The following is a 20596-nucleotide window of genomic DNA, read 5'->3' as shown; positions in this document are numbered from 1 at the left end:
GAACCCGCCTTATTGAACTCGCGTACAACACGTCAGCATGTCACCCTCGCGCGCCGGGTCGAAGGAGATCGCGTCATGGCGGAGACGACGACACGGGCCGTACTGCCGAAGGGGTTCCGCAGCGCGGAACACGGCTGGCCGGAACTGCACCGCATCCCCCACCCGCCGTACCGCCTGCCGCTGCTCGGCGACGTCCTCGGGGCGAGCAGGCGCACGCCCGTGCAGGACTCGCTGAAGTACGCCCGCCGGCTGGGGCCGGTCTTCCGGCGGAGCGCCTTCGGCAAGGAGTTCGTGTTCACCTGGGGTGCCGGGCTGGTGGCCGACCTGGCCGACGAGTCGCGGTTCGCCAAGCACGTCGGGCTGGGCGTCGCCAATCTGCGGCCGGTCGCCGGCGACGGGCTGTTCACCGCGTACAACCACGAGCCCAACTGGCAGCTCGCGCACGACGTGCTGGCCCCCGGGTTCAGCCGGGAGGCCATGGCCGGTTACCACCCGATGATGCTGACCGTGGCGGAGCGGCTGACGGAGCACTGGGACCGTGCGGCGGCCGGGGGACGGTCGGTGGACGTGCCCGGGGACATGACCAAGCTGACGCTGGAGACGATCGCGCACACCGGGTTCGGGCACGACTTCGGGTCCTTCGAGTGGTCCCGTCCGCACCCGTGCGTCACGGCGATGGTCGGAACGCTCAGCCACGCCCAGCGGCTGAACAGCGTTCCCGCGCCGCTGAGCCCGCTGCTGCTGCGCCGGGCGGGGCGACGGAACGCGGCCGACATCGCGTGTCTCAACCGCATCGTCGACGAGGTGGTCCGGGTTCGGCGGGCCGGGGGTGGCGGAGGCGGGGACGGAGACCTGCTGGACCGGATGCTGGAGACCGCGCATCCGGAGACCGGGGAGCGGTTGTCGGCGGAGAACGTCCGCCGGCAGGTGATCACGTTCCTGGTCGCCGGTCACGAGACCACCTCGGGCGCGCTCTCCTTCGCGCTGCATTACCTTTCCCGGCATCCCGATGTCGCGGCCCGTGCCCGTGCCGAGGTGGACCGCGTCTGGGGCGACACGGTGGCGCCCGGGTACGAGCAGGTGGCCAAGCTGCGTTATGTGCGCAGGGTGCTGGACGAGTCGCTGCGGTTGTGGCCGACTGCGCCGGCCTTCGCCCGGGAGGCTACGCGGGACACGGTGCTGGGTGGGGAGCATCCGATGCGGCGGGGGGCGTGGACGCTGGTGCTGACACTGATGCTGCACCGGGACCCCGAGGTGTGGGGGGTGGATGCGGAGCGGTTTGATCCGGCGCGGTTCGAGGCGGGGGCGGTGCGGGCTCGGCCTGCGCATGTGTTCAAGCCGTTCGGGACGGGGGCTCGGGCGTGTATCGGGCGGCAGTTCGCGCTGCATGAGGCGGTGCTGGTGCTGGGTTTGTTGCTGCGGCGGTACGAGCTGCGCCCTGACCCCGCCTACCGTTTGCGCGTGACCGAGCGGCTCACGTTGATGCCGGAGGGGCTGCGGCTGCATCCGGAACGGCGGGGGTGAGCACGGGGTTCCAGGTCTCAGGTGCGTTGGGGTGGGGCGGGGGTGGGTCTGCGCGGCCCGGCGCTTGCGGGGTGCCGTCACGCCCACCCGTGCCGCCCCAGCGGCACGACTGCCCGCGGGAACGGCGGGCACGACTGCCCGCGGGAACGGCGGGCACGACTGCCCGCGGGAACGGCGGGCACGACTGCCCGCGGGAACGGCGGGCACGACTGCCCGCGGGGACGCGGCATGCGGCTGCCCGCGGGGACGGCGGGAGGTCCCCGCGGGAGCGGCGGGGGTGTCTGCGGGAGTGGTCAGTCCTTCGGTGGCTCCAGGTGGGTGAGGCGGTTGGGGTCGGTCAGGATGTACATGCCTGTGATGTGGTTGTCGGTGATGGTGACGGACATGATCGACCGGATGCGGCCGTCGACCACGCTGAGCAGGCCCAGGGAGTCGTTGACCAGGGCCATCCGGCCGTCCGCGGTGTAGCGGGCGAACATGATCGCCGACTCGGCGACCGTCTTCGCGCCCCGGAGGACCTTGGATCCGGCCACGCCCCGGACCAGTGCGCCCGCGTCCGCCCGCAGCACCACGTCCGGGTGGAGGACGGCGACCAGCGCCTCGAAGTCACCACCGCGCGCGGCGGCCATGAACGCTTCGAGGACCTGCTTCTGCCGGCCGAGGTCGGGGTCGGACGGAGGGGTCGTGTCCCGTACCCGGCGGCGGGCCCGGCTGGCGAGCTGCCGGGTCGCGGCCGGGCTGCGCTCCACCACCGGGGCGATGTCGTCGAACGGCACGGCGAACATGTCGTGCAGGACGAACGCCAGCCGCTCGTCGGGCTCCAGCGTCTCCAGGACCACCAGCATCGCCACGCCCACCGAGTCGGCGTGCAGCGCCTCCTGTTCCGGGTCCACCTGGGAGAGGGGTCTGATCACCGGGTCCGGGACGAACGTCTCGTCCATCGGCTGCTCGCGGCGCGCGGTGCGCGAACGCAGCAGGTCCAGGCAGATCCGGCCGGTCACGGTGGTCAGCCAGCCGCCGAGGTTGCCGATGTCGTCGGTGTCGGTGCGGCCCAGCCTCAGCCAGGCCTCCTGGACGGCGTCCTCCGCCTCGGTCAGCGAGCCGAGCATGCGGTAGGCGACCGCCTTGAGATGCCCGCGGTGCTCCTCGAAGCGCTCCGCCAGCAGTTCCTTGTCCACGTTCACGGGGCTCACCGGGAGAACACCTCGAAGGCGACCGCGGGCCGGTTCCCGAACCGCTTCCCCGTCTCCTCGGCGAAACCGGTCAGCAGACCGCGGGCGTACGCCTCCGGGTCCTCGTCGGTCAACGCCTCGATGTAGGTCCGGTGTTCGAGCAGCGACGCGACCGCACGCTCCAGCCCGTCCGTCGCGTCCACCGCGTGCGTGGGGCTACTGGAACCGGCGACCGCCACCCAGCGGACGCCGTTCCAGGGTTCGAGGCCCCGCTCGGTCAGCTCCGGGAAGATCCAGCGGTTGCCGGCGTCACCGGCCGCGTCGAGCGTGGCCCGCCCGACGGCCACGTGGTCCGGGGTGTTCCAGTAGGTGCCGCCCCAGGTGTCCCGGTGGTTCAAAGTGATCACCAGCTCGGGCCGGTACCGGCGGATCGCGGCGGCGATGTCCCGGCGCAGCGCGGGGCCGTACTCGACGACCCCGTCCGCGTGGTCGAGGAAACCGACCTCCGAGACGCCGACCACGGCCGCGCTCGCCCGCTGCTCCCGCTCCCGGAGCGGGCCGCACTTCGCCGGCTCCAGGGTGTCGATGCCCGCCTCGCCGCGGGTCGCCAGGACGTAGGAGACCTCACGGCCGGCGTCGGTCCAGGACGCGATCGCCGCCGCACAGCCGTACTCGAGGTCGTCCGGGTGGGCCACCACGGCCAGGGCGCGCTGCCAATCGCCGGGCATGGGTGGGAGTTGACTGATCGTCGGCTCGGTCATGCCCGCAGACTAACCCGCCGCACCGACATCCCACCGGGCCCGCGCCCGGCCCCGGTCTCACACCTCGTCGCGCACCAGGGCGAGCAGCCGGTCCAGGACGCGGGGACCACCGGCCCGGACGCCGTCGTGCTCGAACTCGTCGGTGACCCAGGTGCGCAGGCCGCGGATCGCGCGGGCCGTCCTGAGGGAGTGGGCGGTGTCGACGTACATGTCGTCGTGGTAGACGGCCGCCGCGACCGGGACCTCGTTGACGGCGAGGCGCGCCGGGTCGTACAGGGGCGCCCAGTCGGTGCGCGCGGCGAGCAGTTCGGCGGTCTCGCGCAGCGGGCGCAGCGCGGGGTCGCAGTCGAACATCCACGGGTGGATGGTCTCGCCGGTGAACAGCAGCGGCTCGTCGCCGGCGAGCGTCTTGGCCGCGTCGAACCGCGGGAACTCGGCCCGCACGCGCTCGGCGGACCAGGCGGTGGGCCGGGCGTCCTGGCCGTAGATCGCCTCGTGGACGAGTGCGTACAGCGGGTGTCCGGCGTACGACAGCAGGCCCTGCGCCTGCTCCTGGAAGGCGTCGGAGAGTTCGTGGCCGCCCGGGGTGCGGACGAAGGCGTCCTCCAGGAGGAAGTGCAGCTTGTGGCTGCCCTCGCTGCCGCCGAGCATGATGCCGAGGGACTGGAACGCCTCGACGGTGAACCGGTAGCCGTTCGGGAGGACGACCTCGTGGGTGAGGAGGTGGTCGGCGATGCGGCGGGCTCGTTCGACGTCCTGCGGGTAGCGGGCGTAGTGCGCGGCGACCTTGCGCTCGATGCGCGGGTAGGCGGCCCGGTAGACGTCGTCGGCGTGGGCGTCGAGGGAGGGCAGTCCGCCGGTGATCAGGGCGGTGTCCAGGCCCTCGGGGGCGGTGGAGAGGTAGGCGACGGTGCAGAAGCCGCCGAAGCTCTGGCCGAGGACGGTCCAGGGGGCGCCGCCGGTCACCTCGGGGCGGATGGCCTCGCAGTCCCGGACGATCGAGTCGGCGCGGAAGCGGGTGAGGTGGTCGGCCTGCTCGGCGGGGCCGCCGCGCAGCGGGAGCGTCTGCCGGTTGGCGGGGGTGGAGTGGCCGGTGCCGCGCTGGTCGAGGAGCAGGACCCGGTAGTCCTCCAGGGCCCGGCCGAGCCAGGCGGGCTTCCCGACGAAACGGTTCGCCCCGAAGCCGGGGCCGCCCTGGAGGTAGAGCAGCCAGGGCAGGTCCTGGCCGGCCTTGTCACTGGCGACGACCTCGCGCGCGTACAGCTCGATCGTCTCCCCCGAGGGGTTGTCGTGATCGAGGGGCACGGTGAACCGGCGGTCGGTGAGGACCACTCCGGGCTGGCGGTAGCTGACGGACAACGGGGCTCCAGGGACGAACGGATTGTCGGATCGTGACCCAGTTCAGCACATGTTCGTCCGGCCAACGAGTCCAGGATCATGGAATTTTGCTGAATACCCGTCAGCGGGCCGCCAGGCTGGAGCGCCGGACCACCAGTTCCGGGCGGAGCACGACCCGGCGGTGCTCGTGCGGCTCGGCCGCGTTCTCGCTCTCGGTCTCCTCCAGCAGCAGCTCGGCCGCCAGGGCGCCCATGGTGACCGCGGGCTGCCGCACCGAGGTCAGCGGTACGGCGGCCGCGGCGGCGAACTCGATGTCGTCGTAGCCGACGATCGCGAGGTCGTCGGGGACGCCGACGCCGGCCGCGTACATCGCCTGGAGCACACCGAGGGCGAGCAGGTCGTTGGCGCAGAAGACGGCGGTGGGCCGGTCGGCGAGTCCGAGGAGGCGGGCGCCCGCGTCGCGGCCTGCGGCGACGTCGAGCCGTTCGGTGGGCAGTTCGCGCAGGCAGTCGGGGCCCAGTCCGGCCTCGGCGAGGGCGTTCAGGGCGCCGGTGCGACGGTCCCGGACCTGGTTCAGTCCGGGCGGGCCGCAGACGTACGCGATGGAGCGGTGCCCGGCGTCGACGAGGTGCCGCACGGCCAGCGCGCCGCCCGCCACGTCGTCCACGGAGACCGAGCACTCGGTGGTGCCCTCGGCGACCCGGTCGACCAGCACGAAGGGGATGCCGTGCCGGCGGAACGCCTCGATGTTGCGGCCGGTGGCGTCCGCCGGGGTGAGCAGCACGCCCCGCACCCGCTGCTCGGCGAAGAGGGAGAGGTACTCGGCCTCCTCACCCGGGTTCTGGGCGCTGTTGCAGACCATCACGCCGAGCCCGGCCTCGCGCGCGGCGCGTTCGGCACCGCGCGCGACGTCGACGAAGAACGGGTTGCCCATGTCGAGGACGAGCAGGCCCATGATGCGGCTGCGGCCGGCGCGGAGCTGACGGGCGGACTCGCTGCGCACGTAGCCGAGCCGGTCTATGGCGGACAGCACCCGGGCCCGGGTCTCGGCGGCGACCGTGTCCGGGCGGTTGATCACGTTGGAGACCGTGCCGACGGATACTCCGGCGACGCGGGCGACGTCCTTGATACCCACCGACTGGGCCATCGGGCAGGGACCTCCAGGGAGAGGGGCGGCGCGGCGGGCCATCACACTACCGGCACCGGCCGCCCCGGAGCGGACACGGTCAGGTGGGCAGACGGAAGTCGACGACGTGCAGGGGCGAGGGTGTCGTACCGGTGGACTTCTCCTGGTACATGACCGACAGCACCCCGTCCTGGGCGACGCGGGTCTCGTCAATGACCACCTCGCCGAAGGCGTTCAGGCCGGCGCCGTCGTACAGCAGCTTCCAGTCGGTGTGCCCGGAGGCCGCGGAGGCGGCGGCGATACGGCCGTAGGGGAACACGGCGTAGGCGTTGTCGTACCGGTCCAGGACCAGTTTGGTGCGCTGGCTGGAGTTCAGCGGGACGGGGATCTCGGTCTTCCGCCAGCCGCCGGCGGCGGTGCGGCGGACGTGGAAGGCGCGGCCGTTCGCGGTGCGGTCGGCGACGTAGTCCGTGGTGCACTGGCCGAAGCGGCCGGGGACGTAGGAGATGATCGCGTGCGGCCGGCCGGCGGAGTCGGTGAACTGGCTCTCCTGGTTCATCAGGGAGTGGTCCGGGTTCAGCGGGTCGACGACCAGTCCGGCGTCGGTGACGGAGACCCGGTCGGAGCCCCCGGTCCTGCCGACGACGGTGCCCGCGTCGTTGCGCCAGGTGCGGCCGCGGTCGTCGGAGTAGACGTAGCCGGTGTCGTGGTTGGTGATGCCGCCGCCGCTGCACATCACGGCGCCGTTCTGCTCGCGCCAGGTGAAGAAGGAGTGCAGGCGGCCGTTCCGGTCGTAGTCGATGCCGTGCAGGTACATGTTGCGGGCGGTGGAGGAGCCGTGCTCGCTGCTGTACGTGCCGGTGGAACCGGTCCACTCCCCCAGCGCGGTCCACCGGCCGCCGTCGTACTCGGCGAGGGCGTTGCGGCCGTTGCCGGAGACGCCGGCCCGGTAGCTGAGCTGGAGCCGGCCCTCGGGGGTGGCGACGAACTGCGGGTAGGTGAACCGCGAGGTGAGGGCGAGGCCGTCGAGCGTGGACTGCGGGGCGCCGAAGCGGCTCGCGGTCCAGCTCAGCCCGGTGGGATCGTCCAGGAGCCCGGCGACGGACTTCACGTAGGTGAAGCCGTCGCTGTGGGAGTCCATGTTGAGGTGCAGACGGCCGTCGGTCTTCGAGACACCCATGGAGATGACGTTGTGGGAGTCGTCGTAGCGCAGGGTGTGACCGACCCGCACGGTCTGCCAGCTGCTCGCGCCGAGGACGCGGCGGCCGACGACGGCGTTGCGGTCGGCGGTGTACCAGGCCGCATATTGGTGGCCCTTGTAAGTGAGCAGGCCGTTCTTCTGGAACGCGTTGTTGTTGACCAGGCCGTCGTAGGACACGAAGAAGACGGCCCGGCTGTCGAGCGTGGTGCTGCCGGTGCGGGTGACCGACGGGCCGGGCGCGGCGGCCCGTGCGGTGCCGGCGGCGAGGGCGGGGGCCGCCGCGGTGCCGAGGAGCGCGCCGGCCAGAAGAGTACGTCGTCTCATCGCGGGCTCCTTCGTCAGGCGAGGTGGAAGACCTCGGTCAGCGGTTTCATCGCCTCGTCCGGCCGGGAGCCGTCGAGGGACTCGAAGAAGGGGGACATCTCGGCCTGCCAGCGGGCGTTGACCTCGGTGGCCTCCATGCCGGCCTTGGCCGCCTCGAAGTCCTCGGTCTCCAGGTAGCCGACGAGGAGGCCGTCGTCGCGCAGGAAGAGGGAGTAGTTGTGCCAGCCGGTGGCCGAGAGCGCCTCGCACATCTCGGGCCACACGGCGGCATGGCGTTCGCGGTACTCGGCGATCCGGTCCTGTCGGACCTTGAGCAGGAAACAGACGCGTTGCATGAAGTACCGCTCCTTCTGGGGGAAGTGGGGATCAGAAGTCGAACTGGTCGATGTTCTCGGCGTTGAAGACGGTGGGCTTGCCGAGGTTGATCACGCCGTCCTTGCCGATGGTGTACTCGCCCATCGCGCCGGCCTTGAAGGTCTCGCCCTCCTTGCCGGTGATCTGGCCGGAGGACAGGGCGACGGCGGTGCGCGCGGCCAGCTCGCCGAGCTTGGCCGGGTCCCAGAGCTCGAACGCCTCGACGGTGCCGTTCTTGACGTACTTGCGCATGTCGTTGGGGGTGCCGAGGCCGGTCAGCTTGACCTTGCCCTTGTACTTGGAGCCGGACAGGTACTGGGCGGCGGCCTTGATGCCGACGGTGGTCGGGGAGATGATCCCCTTCAGGTTCGGGTACTCCTGGAGCAGGCCCTGGGTCTGCTGGAAGGACTGCTGGGCGTCGTCGTTGCCGTAGGCGACCTTGACCAGCTTCATGTCCTTGTACTTGGGATCCTTGAGCTCGTCCTTCATGAACTCGATCCAGGCGTTCTGGTTGGTCGCGGTCTGCGCGGCGGACAGGATCGCGATCTCGCCCTTGTAGTCGATCTGTTCGGCGAGCAGCTGCACCTCGGTGCGGCCCAGGTCCTCGCCGCTGGCCTGCGAGACGAAGGCGTTGCGGCAGTCGGGGGTGGTGTCGGAGTCGTAGGTGACGACCTTGATGCCGTTCTTCATGGCCTGCTTGAGCGCGGTGCACAGGGCGCCGGGGTCCTGCGCGGAGACGGCCATGGCGTCGACCTGCTGCTGGGTCAGGGTGTTGACGTAGGAGACCTGTCCGGCGGTGTCGGTGGCGCTGGAGGGGCCGACCTCCTTGTAGGTGGAGCCCAGTTCCTCGACGGCCTTCTCGCCGCCCTTGTCGGCGGTGGTGAAGTAGGGGTTGTTGACCTGCTTGGGCAGGAAGCCGACGGTCAGCCCCTTCTTGGTGGCCGCGTTGGGGTCGGCCTTGCCGGCCGAGGCGGCGGCACCACCGCCCTCGTTCTTGACGTCCTCCTTGGTGGTGCCGCCACAGGCGGTGGCGGCCAGGGCGAGCGAGGTGACGGCGGCGAGTGCCGCACAGGTACGGCGGAGGGATGCCTTGCGCATGGTGGGTTCCTTAAGGGACGGGACGAGAGAGGGTTTCAGGAGGTCGGGGTGGGCGCCTTGGACACCGGTGGCGCGGCGGCCGACCGGCGTCCGGCGCGTGCGACGGCGATCTGCCGGGCGACACGGGGACCGAGGACCGACAGGACCAGCAGCACACCGGTGACGACGATCTGGGACTGCGCGGACACGTCCTGCAGGCTCATCACGTTCTGCAGTGCGCCGAGCAGGAAGACACCGGCGATCGCGCCGCCGAGCGTCCCCTTGCCGCCGTCGAAGTCGATGCCGCCGAGCAACACCGCCGCCACGACGGAGAGTTCGAGGCCGGTGGCGTTGTCGTAGCGCGCACTGGCGTAGTGCAACGCCCAGAAGACACCCGTGAGGGAGGCCATGAGCCCCGTCAGGACGAACAGAACCAGCTTCTGCCGCTTGACGCGGATGCCGGCGAACCGCGCCGCCTCCTCGCTCGCGCCGATCGCGAACAGCGACCGGCCGAACGGGGTGGCGTGCAGGGCGACGACGGCGATGGCGAGCAGCACCAGGAAGGGCAGGAGGGCGTACGGGACGAAAGTGTCGCCGATGCGTCCGGCGGCGAAGTCCAGGTACTGGGTGGGGAAGTCGGTCACCGCGTCGGAGCCGAGCACGATCTGTGCGATGCCCCGGTAGGCGGCCAGCGTGCCGATGGTGACGGCGAGGGACGGCAGCCCGAGGCGGGTCACCAGCAGGCCGTTGACCAGACCGCAGACGACACCGATCACGAGGCAGATCGGGATGATCGTCTCGATGGCCATGCCCTGGTTCCACAGGGCGCCCATCACCGCGCCGGACAGGCCGGCCGTGGAGGCCACGGAGAGGTCGATCTCGCCGGAGACCACGAGCAGGGTCATGGGCAGGGCGATCAGCGCGATCGGCAGGGTGTTGCCGATGAGGAACGACAGGTTGAGCGCGTTGCCGAAGCCGTCGACGGTGGTGAAGGACAGCAGCAGGACGACGACGAGCAGGGCGCCGACGACCGTGTCCCAGCGGACGGCGCGCGTCAGGGACTCAGGCATGGCGGGCGTTCCTCTTCTTCAGGGCCAAGGCCACGCGCAGCGCGACGATCCGGTCGACCGCGATGGCGAGGATGAGCAGGATGCCGTTGATGGCGAGCACCCAGACGGAGCTGACGCCGAGGGCGGGCAGCACGCTGTTGACGGAGGTCAGCAGCAGCGCGCCGAGAGCCGCGCCGTAGACGCTGCCGGAGCCGCCGGTGAAGATCACGCCGCCGACCACGACCGCGCTGACGACGGTGAGTTCGTAGCCGTTCCCGGTGCCGGAGTCGACGTTGCCGAACCGGGCCAGGTACAGGGCGCCCGCGAGGCCGGCGAGGGCGCCGCAGAAGGTGTACGCGGCGAGGATCCTCTTGCGGACGGGGATGCCGGCGAGCCGGGCGGCCTCCGGGTTGGAGCCGAGCGCGTACAGCTCGCGTCCGCTGCCGAAGTGCTTGAGGTAGTACGCCGTCGCCACGAGGACCGCGAGCGCGATCAGCGCCAGATACGGCACGGCCGAGATGCCGCCGGAGCCGAAGTCGACGAATCCGCCGGGGAGGTCGGCGGCAGTGATCTGACGTGAGCCGACCCAGATGGAGTCGATGCCGCGGATGATGTACATCGTGCCGAGGGTGACGACGAGCGCGGGGACCTGGCCGAGGCTGACGAGCAGGCCGTTGAGCAGTCCGAAGCCGATGCCGAGCAGGACGGCGAGGGCGATGGCGACGACCGGGTTCCCGCCGTCCTGGAGGTAGACGCCGGCGGCGAAGGCGCTGATGCCGAGGGTGGAGCCGACGGACAGGTCGACGTTGCGGGTGATGACGACCAGGGACTGGCCGGTGGCGACCAGGACCAGGATGGTCGCGTTCAGCAGCAGGTCCTTGATGCCCTGTTCGGACAGGAACTCGCTGTTGCCGGCCTGGGTGACGGCGATCATCACCAGGAAGACGACGAGGATGGCGAGTTCGCGCATCTTGAAGACGCGGTCCACCAGCCGGGTGGCGCCTGCCTTCGGCGCCTCGGCGACGGGGGCTTCTTCGGGAGCGGCGACCGTCATGCGGCGGCCCTCCCCGTGGCTGCGGCCATCACGGTTTCCTCGGTGGCGTCGGTGCGGGGGATCTCGGCGGCGAGCCGGCCCTCGTGCATCACCAGCACGCGGTCGGCCATGCCGAGGATCTCGGGCAGGTCGGAGGAGATCATCAGGACGGCCACGCCGTCGGCGGCGAGCTGCGACAGCAGCCGGTGCACCTCGGCCTTGGTGCCGACGTCGATGCCGCGCGTGGGCTCGTCGACAATCAGCACCTTCGGCCCGGTGGCGAGCCACTTGGCGAGGACGACCTTCTGCTGGTTGCCGCCGGACAGGGTGTTCACCGTGTCGGCGATCCGGGCGTACTTGACCTGGAGCTTGACGGCCCAGTCGAGGGAGCGGCTGCGTTCGGCGCCGCGGTCCATCAGGCCGGCCTTCACGGTCGTACGGAGTCCGGTGAGGCCGATGTTGCGCTCGATGGACATGTCCATCACCAGGCCCTGGGCGCGCCGGTCCTCGGGTACCAGGGCGAGGCCCGCGGCCATGGCCGTGGACGGGGCGCCGTTGGTGAGCCTGCGCCCGTCGACCTCGACCTCGCCTGCGTCCCAGCGGTCGACGCCGAACACGGCGCGGGCCACCTCGGTGCGTCCGGCGCCGACGAGTCCGGCCAGGCCGACGATCTCACCGCGCCGCACGTCGAAGGAGACGTCGGTGAAGACGCCCTCGCGGGTCAGCCGGCGCACGCTCAGGGCGACCTCGCCCGGCGTCACGTCCTGCTTGGGGTAGAGCTCCTCGAGGTCGCGGCCGACCATGCGGCGGACCAGGTCGTCCTCGGTCATGCCGTCCAGCGGCTCGCTGGAGATCCAGGCGCCGTCGCGGAGCGTGGTGACCCTCTGGCAGATCTCGAAGATCTCCTCCAGGCGGTGGGAGATGAACAGCACCGCGGCGCCCTGTTCGCGCAGGGTGCGCACGACGCCGAAGAGGCGGGCGACCTCGCTGCCGGTGAGGGCGGCGGTGGGCTCGTCCATGATCAGGACGCGGGCGTCGAAGGAGAGCGCCTTGGCGATCTCGACGATCTGCTGGTCGGCGATGGACAGGCCGCGGGCCGGGCGGTCCGGGTCGAGGTCCACGCCGAGCCGCTGCATCAGGGCGGCGGTGGCGTCGTGGGTGGCGCGGTGGTCGATCCGGCCGAGCGCCTTCCGGGGCTGCCGGCCCATGAAGATGTTCTCGGCGATCGACAGGTCGGGGAAGAGCGTGGGCTCCTGGTAGATCACGGCGATGCCGGCGTCGCGGGCGTCACCGGGACCGTGGAAGACGACGGGGGCACCGTCGAGCAGCACCTGGCCGGTGTCCGGCCGGTGCACTCCGGCGAGCGTCTTGATGAGGGTCGACTTGCCGGCTCCGTTCTCGCCGGCGAGGGCGTGCACCTCCCCGGGGAACAGCTCCAGGGAGACGTCCCGCAGTGCGCGGACCGCGCCGAAGGACTTGGAAATGCCCTTCAGCGCGAGAACCGGGGCCGGACCCGTGTCGGACGGGTGGGTCATGAGGGCTCCTCGACGACGCCGGTGGGAGGCCCTCGCGACGTCGTGAAAGGTTTCAACTGGGTTGCCGGGACGTTAGGCGCGCGACGCATGTCACGTCAATGGGTCCCGGTCGAAAAACTTTCGAGAGCTTCAGGTCTCGGCCTGGTCACGGAGGACGGTCTTCGCCGGAGGGGTTGACACCCCTTCGGGAGACCCATAGCTTCCCGTTCTGAATCGTTTCACTCAGTGGTCGTTACGACCCGATGTCACAGGAGCCCTGACGTGACCGAGCTCGCCGCGGTGAAAGCCGCTCTCAAGACACAGGCCGTGGAGACGCCGTCCTGGGCGTACGGGAACTCGGGGACCCGGTTCAAGGTGTTCGCACAACAGGGCGTCCCCCGCACTCCGCAGGAGAAACTGGACGACGCGGCCCAGGTGCACGCGTTCACGGGTGTCGCGCCGACCGTGGCGCTGCACATCCCGTGGGACAAGGTCGAGGACTACGCGGCGCTGGCCAAGCACGCCGAGGACCGCGGGGTGAGGCTCGGCGCGATCAACTCCAACACCTTCCAGGACGACGACTACAGGCTCGGCAGCATCTGCGCCCCGGACGCGGCGGTGCGCAGGAAGGCCGTCGACCATCTGCTGGAGTGCGTCGACATCATGGACGCGACCGGCTCCAAGGACCTGAAGCTGTGGTTCGCCGACGGGACGAACTACCCCGGACAGGACGACATCCGCGCCCGGCAGGACCGGCTCGCCGAAGGGCTCGCCGAGGTGTACGAGCGGCTCGGGGACGACCAGCGGATGCTGCTGGAGTACAAGTTCTTCGAGCCGGCGTTCTACACGACGGACGTGCCGGACTGGGGCACCGCTTACGCGCACTGCCTGAAGCTGGGGCCGAAGGCGCAGGTCGTCGTCGACACGGGCCACCACGCTCCGGGGACCAACATCGAGTTCATCGTGGCGACGCTGCTGCGGGAGGGGAAGCTCGGCGGGTTCGACTTCAACTCGCGGTTCTACGCGGACGACGACCTGATGGTCGGCGCCGCCGACCCGTTCCAGTTGTTCCGGATCATGTACGAGGTGATCCGTGGGGGTGGGTTCACTCCCGAGGTGGCGTTCATGCTGGACCAGTGCCACAACATCGAGGCGAAGGTCCCGGCGATCATCCGTTCCGTCATGAACGTCCAGGAGGCCACGGCCAAGGCGCTGCTGGTTGACCAGGCGGCGTTGGGTGAGGCTCAGCGGGCGGGGGACGTGCTTGAGGCGAACGCCGTGTTGATGGACGCGTACAACACGGACGTGCGTCCGCTTCTTTGTGAGGTCCGGGGGGAGATGGGGTTGGACCCCGAGCCCATTGCTGCCTATCGGCGGTCCGGGTGGGCGGAGAAGATCGTTGCCGAGCGGGTTGGTGGGGAGCAGGCCGGTTGGGGGGCGTGAGCGTCTGCCGGGTTCCTGTTCGTCGCGGGCTGCCGGCCGTCTGTGGCTGGTCGCGCCCGCGCGGCGGTGGCCGCAAATTCAACACAGCCCCGCGCCCCTTCTTTACTCACCCTCTTCTGAGAAGGAACTGAAGTTCATGGCAACCAACGCCGAAGCTGCCGCTCTGCTCGCTCGATCGCACCGGCTCGGTGCTGATCCCCGTAACACCAACTACGCCGGTGGCAACACCTCCGCCAAGGGCACCGAGACCGACCCCGTCACCGGGGGTGATGTCGAGTTGATGTGGGTCAAGGGGTCCGGGGGGGATCTCGGGACGCTCGCCGAGGCGGGGCTGGCCGCGTTGCGGCTGGATCGGCTGCGGGCGCTCGTCGACGTGTATCCGGGGGTCGAGCGTGAGGACGAGATGGTCGCCGCGTTCGACTACTGCCTGCACGGCAAGGGGGGTGCGGCGCCCTCGATCGACACCGCGATGCACGGGCTCGTCGACGCCGCGCACGTGGATCATCTGCACCCCGACTCCGGCATCGCGCTCGCCTGTGCCGCCGACGGCGAGAAGCTGACCGCCGAGTGCTTCGGCGACACCGTGGTGTGGGTGCCGTGGCGGCGGCCCGGTTTCCAGCTCGGGCTGGACATCGCCGCCGTGAAGGAGGCCAACCCCCAGGCCATCGGGTGTGTGCTGGGCGGGCACGGCATCACCGCGTGGGGTGACACCTCCGAGGAGTGCGAGCGGAACTCGCTGCACATCATCCGCACCGCCGAGGCGTTCCTCGCCGAGCGCGGCCGGCCGGAGCCGTTCGGGCCGGTGATCGAGGGGTACGAGGCGCTGTCCGAGGAGGAGCGGCGGGAGCGGGCCGCCGCGCTGGCGCCGTATGTGCGGGCCGTCGCCTCGCAGGACCGGCCGCAGGTCGGGCACTTCGACGACTCCGACGCCGTACTGGACTTCCTGGCCCGCGCCGAGCACCCGCGGCTGGCCGCGCTGGGGACCTCCTGCCCGGACCACTTCCTGCGCACCAAGGTCCGGCCGCTGGTCCTGGACCTGCCGCCGTCCGCCCCGCTGGACGAGGCGGTCGCCCGGCTGAAGGAGCTGCACGCGGCCTACCGCGAGGAGTACGCCGCCTACTACACGCGGCACGCGGAGGCCGACTCCCCCGCGATGCGCGGCGCCGACCCGGCGATCGTGCTGGTGCCGGGTGTGGGCATGTTCAGCTTCGGCAAGGACAAGCAGACCGCGCGCGTGGCCGGCGAGTTCTACATCAACGCGATCAACGTGATGCGCGGGGCCGAGGCGGTCTCCACGTACGCGCCGATCGAGGAGTCGGAGAAGTTCCGCATCGAGTACTGGGCGCTGGAGGAGGCCAAGCTCCAGCGGATGCCGAAGCCCAAGCCGCTCGCGACGCGGGTAGCTCTGGTGACGGGTGCGGGCAGCGGGATCGGCAAGGCGATCGCCCAGCGGCTGGTGGCCGAGGGCGCGTGTGTCGTCGTGGCCGACCTGAACGGGGAGAACGCCGAGCGGGTCGCCGAGGAGCTGGGCGGCTCCGACAAGGCCGTCGCCGTGACCGTCGACGTCACCTCCGAGGAGCAGATCGCCGGTGCCTTCAAGGCCGCCGTGCTCGCCTTCGGCGGGGTCGACCTGGTGGTGAACAACGCCGGGATCTCGATCTCCAAGCCGCTGCTCGAGACGTCCGCGAAGGACTGGGACCTCCAGCACGACATCATGGCCCGCGGTTCCTTCCTCGTCTCGCGCGAGGCGGCCCGGGTGATGACCGCGCAGGAGCTGGGCGGGGACATCGTCTACATCGCGTCGAAGAACGCCGTGTTCGCCGGCCCCAACAACATCGCCTACTCGGCGACCAAGGCCGACCAGGCCCACCAGGTGCGCCTGCTCGCCGCCGAGCTGGGTGAGCACGGCATCCGGGTCAACGGCGTCAACCCGGACGGTGTGGTGCGCGGTTCCGGGATCTTCGCGGGCGGCTGGGGCGCCAAGCGCGCCGCCGTGTACGGGGTGCCGGAGGAGAAGCTGGGCGAGTTCTACGCCCAGCGGACGCTGCTGAAGCGCGAGGTGCTGCCCGAGCACGTGGCGAACGCCGTGTTCGCGCTGACCGGCGGCGACCTCACCCACACCACCGGACTGCACGTCCCGGTCGACGCCGGCGTCGCCGCCGCGTTCCTGCGATGAGCGCCGTGAAGTCCTACGCCGCGGTCGACCTCGGCGCGTCCAGCGGGCGCGTCATGGTCGGCCGCGTCGGCCCCGACAGCCTGGAGCTGACCGAGGCCCACCGCTTCCCGAACCGGCCGGTGCGGGTGCCCGAGGGGCTGCGCTGGGACGTGCTGGGGCTGTACGCCGGGGTGCTGGACGGGCTGAAGGCGGCCGGCGCGGTGGACTCCGTCGGCATCGACAGCTGGGCCGTGGACTACGGGCTGCTGGACGCGGACGGGGCGCTGCTCGGCAACCCGGTGCACTACCGCGACAGCCGTACCGACGGGATCGCGGAGAAGGTGTGGGCGACCGTGCCCGCCGAGGAGCTGTACGCGGCGACCGGTCTGCAGTACGCGCCGTTCAACACGCTGTACCAGTTGACGGCGGCCCGTGAGTCGGCCCAACTGGCGCGGGCCCGGCGGCTGTTGCTGATTCCGGATCTGCTGACGTACTGGCTGACCGGTGAGCAGGGCACGGAGCTGACCAACGCCTCGACCACCCAGCTGATCGACCCGCGCACCCGCGACTGGGCGCACGGGGTCGCGGAGCGGCTGGGCATCGACCTCTCGCTGTTCGCGCCGTTGCGGCAGCCGGGGGACGCGGCCGGGGTGCTGCGGCCCGAGGTGCTGGAGGAGGCCGGGCTGGCCGGGCCGGTCCCGGTGACGGCGGTCGGCTCGCACGACACCGCGTCCGCGGTGGCCGCCATCCCGGCGGACGGCGAGCGGTTCGCGTACATCTGCACCGGCACCTGGTCGCTGGCCGGCCTGGAGCTGGACGCGCCGGTGCTCACCGAGGAGAGCCGGGCCGCCAACTTCACCAACGAGCTGGGGCTGGACGGCACGGTCCGCTATCTGCGCAACATCATGGGCCTGTGGCTGCTCCAGGAGTGCGTACGGGCCTGGGGGCAGCCGGATCTGGGCGCACTGCTGCTCGACGCGGCCAAGGTGCCGGCGCTGCGGTCGGTGGTGGACGCCGGGGACGCGGCGTTCCTCGCACCGGGGCGGATGCCGGAGCGGATCGCCGAGGCCTGTCGGGACTCGGGGCAGCCCGTGCCGGCCACGCCCGCCGAGATCACCCGCTGCATCCTCGACTCGCTGGCCCTGGCCCACCGCAAGGCCGTCGAGGATGCGCAGCGCCTCGCCGGGCAGTCGGCCGACGTCGTGTACATCGTGGGCGGCGGCACCCGCAACGCCCTGCTGTGCCAGCTCACCGCCGACGCCTGCGGGCTGCCGGTGGTGTCCGGGCCGACGGAGGCGGCGGCGCTGGGCAATGTGCTGGTGCAGGCCCGTGCCCACGGCCTGGTCGGCGACCTGGCCGGGATGCGGCGGCTGCTCACCCGCACCCAGCTGCTGACGCGGTACGAACCGCGCGGCGGTACGCAGCGGTGGCAGGCGGCGCAGGCCCGGCTCGCCCGGGGCTGACGGGGTCTCCCCCGGGGCCCCCGCTCCCCCACTACCCTGCATTCACCCGATGATCGATTCACTAGGAGCCGCGATGCGTGTCGCACTGTTCCTGACCTGTGTCAACGACACGCTCTATCCGGACACCGGGCGCGCCGTGGTGAAACTCCTGACCAGGCTGGGCGTCGACGTCGACTTCCCGATGGCGCAGACCTGTTGCGGTCAGGCGCACTACAACACGGGCTACCGGCACGAGGCCGAGCCGCTCGCCCGGCACTTCTCCGATGTCTTCGGGGAGTACGAGGCGATCGTGACGCCGTCCGGGTCGTGCGGGGCGATGGTGCGGGAGCTGTATCCGCGGATGGGTGAGCGGGCCCGGGCGGAGGGCCGCGGGGACACCCTCGCGGCGACGCTGGCGCCGGTGGTGCCGAAGACGTACGAGCTGACGGAGTTCCTGGTGGATGTGCTGGGGGTGACGGACGTCGGGGCGTACTACCCGCACAAGGTGACCTACCACCCGACCTGTCACGGGCTGCGCGGGCTGGGCCTGGGCGAGCGGCCCCTGCGGCTGCTGCGGGCGGTGAAGGGGCTGGAGCTGGCCGAGCTGCCGGGCGCCGAGGAGTGCTGCGGCTTCGGCGGCACCTTCGCGCTGAAGAACTCCGACGTCTCGGCGGCGATGGGCACCGACAAGGTGCGCAACGCCGAGTCGACGGGCGCCGAGGTGCTGTGCGCGGCGGACAACTCCTGTCTGATGCACATCGGCGGAACGATGACCAGGCTGCGGACCGGGATGCGGCCGGTGCACATCGCGGAGATCCTGGCGAGCACGGAGGAGGAGCCGGCCGTATGAGCGGAACGTTCGTAGGCATGCCCGCGTTTCCCGCCGCCGCGCGGGACGCCGTGCGCGACACCACCCTGCGCGGCAATCTGCGGCACGCCACGCACACCATCCGGGCCAAGCGGGCGGGCGCCGTCGCGGAGGTGTCCGACTGGGCCGAGCTGCGCGAGGCCGGCAAGCGGATCAAGGACCACACGCTCCTTCATCTCGACCGCTACCTCGAGCAGTTGGAGGAGTCGGTGACGGCGGCGGGCGGCACCGTGCACTGGGCCACGGACGCCGACGAGGCCAACCGGATCGTCACCGAACTGGTGAAGGCGACCGGTGAGTCGGAGGTCGTCAAGGTCAAGTCGATGGCCACGCAGGAGATCGGGCTCAACGAGGCCCTGGAGGCGGAGGGCATCGCCGCCTACGAGACCGATCTCGCCGAGCTGATCGTGCAGTTGGGCAAGGACCGGCCCTCGCACATCCTGGTGCCGGCGATCCACCGCAACCGCGGGGAGATCCGGGAGATCTTCGCCCGCGAGATGAGCGAGTGGGGCCGCCCCGCCCCCGAGGGGCTGACGGACACGCCCGCCGAACTCGCGGAGGCGGCGCGGCTGCACCTGCGGGAGAAGTTCCTGCGCGCCAAGGTGGGCATCTCCGGCGCCAACTTCATGGTCGCCGAGACCGGCACGCTGGTGGTGGTGGAGTCCGAGGGCAACGGGCGGATGTGCCTGACGCTGCCCGAGACGCTGATCTCGGTCGTCGGCATCGAGAAGACCGTGCCGACCTGGCGGGACCTGGAGGTGTTCCTGCAGACCCTGCCGCGCTCCTCGACCGCCGAGCGGATGAACCCGTACACGAGCACCTGGACCGGCACCACCGACGAGGACGGGCCGCGCGACTTCCACCTGGTCCTGCTGGACAACGGCCGCACCGACACCCTCGCCGACGAGGTGGGCCGGCAGGCGCTGCGCTGCATCCGCTGCTCGGCCTGTCTGAACGTGTGCCCGGTGTACGAGCGGGCCGGCGGCCACGCCTACGGCTCGGTCTATCCGGGCCCGATCGGCGCCATCCTCAGCCCTCAACTCCGGGGCACCGGGAGCGAGATCGACGCGTCCCTGCCGTACGCCTCGTCGCTGTGCGGGGCCTGCTACGAGGTGTGCCCGGTCGCCATCGACATCCCCGAGGTGCTGGTGCACCTGCGGGAGCGGGTGGCTCAGGGCGGGGAGGTGACCCGGGGCGGCAACAAGGTGGTGCTCAAGCCGGCCAAGGGGCACGCCGCCGAGCGTGCCGCGATGCGCGCCGCCCGCTGGGCGTTCGCGCACCCCGGAGCCCTGCGCACCGGCCAGCGGCTCGCCTCGCGCACCCGCCGCCTCCATCCGCGCACCCTGCCGGGACCCGGCCGGGCGTGGAGCGGGACCCGGGACCTGCCGCCGGTGCCGGCGGAGCCGTTCCGGGACTGGTGGCAGCGTACGCGGGGCGGGAAGGGAGCGGCCAAGTGAGCAGCAGGGAACGGATCCTGGGCCGGGTGCGGCGGGCCCTCGCCGACGTACCGCGCGACGACACCCCGTACGAGCGGGCGGTCGCCCGTGACTATCTGCGCGAGCACGGTGAGCGCACCGTCGAGGAGACGGTGGATCTTCTCGCGGAGAACCTGGCCGACTACCGGGCCATCGTGCACCGTACGGACGTGGCCGGGCTGGCCGGTGTCGTCGCCGGGCTGCTCGCGGCGCGCGGCGCGTCGTCGGTGCTGGTGCCGCCCGGTCTCGACGAGGGCTGGCTCGCGTCGACGGAGGTGACGCGGGTGGCGGACCTGGCGGAGAGCACCCCGCGGGAGCTGGACCGGGTCGACAGTGTGGTCACCGCCTGCGCGGTCGCCGTCGCGGAGACGGGCACGATCGTGCTGGACGGCTCCCCCGACCAGGGCAGGCGCCGCATCACCCTCGTCCCCGACCACCACATCTGTGTGGTCCGCGTCCCGGACCAGGTCGTCTCCTCCGTCCCCCAGGCGCTCGAACGCCTCGACCCGGCCCGCCCGCTCACCTGGATCTCCGGCCCCTCGGCGACCAGTGACATCGAACTCGACCGGGTGGAGGGCGTGCACGGACCGCGCGCCCTGGAGGTCGTGCTGGTCGGGTGAGCCCCCTCGGGGGGTGTCCCTGACTACACCCCCCGATACGGGTTCTGCGCCCAATGTGGTGCGGCCGTCTCCTCCGTAGCGTCTTCGGCATGGCACAGGACGTGCCGGACGGAGGAGATG

17 protein-coding genes are annotated in these 20596 nt (G+C 71.3%); 7 read left to right on the top strand and 10 right to left on the bottom strand.

Going from position 1 to position 20596, the window contains the following annotated elements; genetic code table 11:
- Positions 1-75: 75 nt before the first annotated feature.
- Positions 76-1524: a cytochrome P450 gene (locus AMK33_RS25570; protein WP_073935293.1), complete on the top strand. Its 1449-nt coding sequence runs from the start codon at positions 76-78 to the stop codon at positions 1522-1524.
- 293 nt (positions 1525-1817) lie between these two features.
- On the opposite strand, the gene sigJ is transcribed toward AMK33_RS25570, so the two are convergent.
- From sigJ to AMK33_RS25520, 10 genes are all read right to left on the bottom strand, one after another.
- On the bottom strand, positions 1818-2717 hold the full coding sequence (gene sigJ, locus AMK33_RS25565) for an RNA polymerase sigma factor SigJ (protein WP_383460664.1): 900 nt from the start codon (positions 2715-2717) through the stop codon (positions 1818-1820).
- Positions 2714-3457 carry a PIG-L deacetylase family protein gene (locus tag AMK33_RS25560; RefSeq protein WP_073935292.1) on the bottom strand — a complete coding sequence of 248 codons (744 nt, stop codon included), beginning with the start codon at positions 3455-3457 and terminating at the stop codon, positions 2714-2716. Before AMK33_RS25560 ends, sigJ begins: the two co-directional genes overlap by 4 nt.
- Positions 3458-3514: 57 nt before the next feature.
- Positions 3515-4816: an alpha/beta fold hydrolase gene (locus AMK33_RS25555; protein ID WP_073935291.1), complete on the bottom strand. Its 1302-nt coding sequence runs from the start codon at positions 4814-4816 to the stop codon at positions 3515-3517.
- 100 nt (positions 4817-4916) lie between these two features.
- Positions 4917-5942, bottom strand: coding sequence for a LacI family DNA-binding transcriptional regulator (locus AMK33_RS25550; RefSeq protein ID WP_073935290.1), 1026 nt, complete (start codon positions 5940-5942; stop codon positions 4917-4919).
- A gap of 79 nt (positions 5943-6021) precedes the next feature.
- Positions 6022-7446, bottom strand: a complete 1425-nt coding sequence (locus tag AMK33_RS25545; RefSeq protein WP_073935289.1) for a BNR repeat-containing protein — start codon at positions 7444-7446, stop codon at positions 6022-6024.
- Positions 7447-7460: 14 nt separating this feature from the next.
- Positions 7461-7781, bottom strand: a complete 321-nt coding sequence (locus tag AMK33_RS25540) for an L-rhamnose mutarotase (protein ID WP_073935288.1) — start codon at positions 7779-7781, stop codon at positions 7461-7463.
- Between the two features lie 31 nt (positions 7782-7812).
- On the bottom strand, positions 7813-8898 hold the full coding sequence (rhaS, locus tag AMK33_RS25535; RefSeq protein ID WP_073935287.1) for a rhamnose ABC transporter substrate-binding protein: 1086 nt from the start codon (positions 8896-8898) through the stop codon (positions 7813-7815).
- A 35-nt stretch (positions 8899-8933) separates the two neighbouring features.
- A complete protein-coding gene (locus tag AMK33_RS25530) occupies positions 8934-9947 on the bottom strand; it encodes an ABC transporter permease (protein WP_073935286.1) in 1014 nt (337 codons plus the stop codon).
- Positions 9940-10980: an ABC transporter permease gene (locus AMK33_RS25525; RefSeq protein WP_073935285.1), complete on the bottom strand. Its 1041-nt coding sequence runs from the start codon at positions 10978-10980 to the stop codon at positions 9940-9942. The genes AMK33_RS25530 and AMK33_RS25525 overlap by 8 nt, the downstream gene beginning before the upstream one ends.
- Complete coding sequence (locus AMK33_RS25520; protein ID WP_073935284.1) at positions 10977-12494, bottom strand: sugar ABC transporter ATP-binding protein; 1518 nt, start codon at positions 12492-12494, stop codon at positions 10977-10979. The genes AMK33_RS25525 and AMK33_RS25520 overlap by 4 nt, the downstream gene beginning before the upstream one ends.
- Before the next feature lie 261 nt (positions 12495-12755).
- On the opposite strand from AMK33_RS25520, the gene rhaI reads away from it, so the two are divergent.
- The 6 genes from rhaI (at position 12756) to AMK33_RS25490 (ending at position 20476) form a co-directional block, all read left to right on the top strand.
- Positions 12756-13916: an L-rhamnose isomerase gene (rhaI, locus tag AMK33_RS25515; protein WP_073935283.1), complete on the top strand. Its 1161-nt coding sequence runs from the start codon at positions 12756-12758 to the stop codon at positions 13914-13916.
- A gap of 136 nt (positions 13917-14052) precedes the next feature.
- On the top strand, positions 14053-16092 hold the full coding sequence (locus AMK33_RS25510; RefSeq protein ID WP_073935282.1) for a bifunctional rhamnulose-1-phosphate aldolase/short-chain dehydrogenase: 2040 nt from the start codon (positions 14053-14055) through the stop codon (positions 16090-16092).
- Complete coding sequence (locus tag AMK33_RS25505) at positions 16089-17534, top strand: rhamnulokinase (RefSeq protein ID WP_073935281.1); 1446 nt, start codon at positions 16089-16091, stop codon at positions 17532-17534. The genes AMK33_RS25510 and AMK33_RS25505 overlap by 4 nt, the downstream gene beginning before the upstream one ends.
- Before the next feature lie 73 nt (positions 17535-17607).
- Entirely contained in the window at positions 17608-18363 is a 756-nt protein-coding gene (locus AMK33_RS25500; protein WP_073935280.1) for a (Fe-S)-binding protein, read from the top strand.
- Positions 18360-19838 carry a LutB/LldF family L-lactate oxidation iron-sulfur protein gene (locus tag AMK33_RS25495; RefSeq protein ID WP_073935279.1) on the top strand — a complete coding sequence of 493 codons (1479 nt, stop codon included), beginning with the start codon at positions 18360-18362 and terminating at the stop codon, positions 19836-19838. Before AMK33_RS25500 ends, AMK33_RS25495 begins: the two co-directional genes overlap by 4 nt.
- Positions 19835-20476: a LutC/YkgG family protein gene (locus tag AMK33_RS25490; RefSeq protein ID WP_073935278.1), complete on the top strand. Its 642-nt coding sequence runs from the start codon at positions 19835-19837 to the stop codon at positions 20474-20476. The genes AMK33_RS25495 and AMK33_RS25490 overlap by 4 nt, the downstream gene beginning before the upstream one ends.
- The last annotated feature ends 120 nt before the right edge of the window (positions 20477-20596 follow it).

Source organism: Streptomyces sp. CB02400 (genome assembly GCF_001905725.1).
GTDB classification, from domain to species: domain Bacteria; phylum Actinomycetota; class Actinomycetes; order Streptomycetales; family Streptomycetaceae; genus Streptomyces; species Streptomyces atrovirens.
The sequence above is the reverse complement of the archived record's forward strand: the minus strand, read 5'-3'. Positions and strand labels throughout refer to the sequence as shown.